This window comes from Candidatus Pantoea communis, assembly GCF_011752685.1.
In the GTDB taxonomy this organism is placed as follows: Bacteria; Pseudomonadota; Gammaproteobacteria; order Enterobacterales; family Enterobacteriaceae; genus Pantoea; species Pantoea communis.
Map to the genome: position 1 here is coordinate 1 of NZ_VWXC01000070.1, position 718 is coordinate 718.

1 protein-coding gene is annotated in these 718 nt (G+C 69.5%); it reads right to left on the reverse strand.

Features of this window, described 5'->3' with window-relative positions; genetic code table 11:
- On the reverse strand, nt 1-718 hold a 718-nt coding region (locus tag F3J37_RS27865; protein ID WP_166936860.1), incomplete at both ends, for a sensor domain-containing diguanylate cyclase.

Consider the following 718-nt stretch of genomic DNA (forward strand, 5'->3'; position numbering starts at 1 on the left):
TGCAGCCCTTGCCCGACGCCTTGGCCCGGTAGAGCGCCAGGTCCGCCGCCGACATCACCGACGAGGCGTCCTCTCCGTGTTCGGGATAGGCGGCAATGCCGGTGCTGGCGCCGACGACTACCGGTGAGCCGTGGTAGCTGAAAGGCGTCTGCACGGCGGCAATCAGGCGCTCCGCCGTCAGGCCGGCCCCGGCACTTCCGCCCGGCAGCAGGATGATAAATTCGTCACCGCCGAGCCGGGCGGCGGTGACCGCGTCCGCGCACACCAGCCGGATCTGCTCCGCCACGTGACAGAGCAGCGCGTCGCCGGCGGCGTGCCCGAGCGTGTCATTGACCTCCTTGAAGCCGTCCAGGTCGGTCATCAGCAGGGTGTACGGCACGCCGGCCTCCGTCAGCTGCCCCAGCTGCTGCATAAACGCACCGCGGCTGGCCAGCCGTGTCAGCATGTCCAGTGAGGCGAGCTCGCAGAGACGGGCCTCGCTCTCGTGCCGGGCGGTGACGTCGCGGATGATCATCCCCACCAGGCGTTCTCCGCCCTCCCGCCAGCCGGAGAACGATACGTCGGCCGGAAATTCCCGGCCGTCGCGCCTGAGCCCCCATATCTGCAGCGTGCGCGGCAGTGAAATCGCCGCCTCGTCGGCCGTCAGGCGCTCCAGCTCGTTGCGGTAGTCGGTCTGGCAGCGCTCGGGAATAAGCCCGGCCACGTACTGACCCGCCAT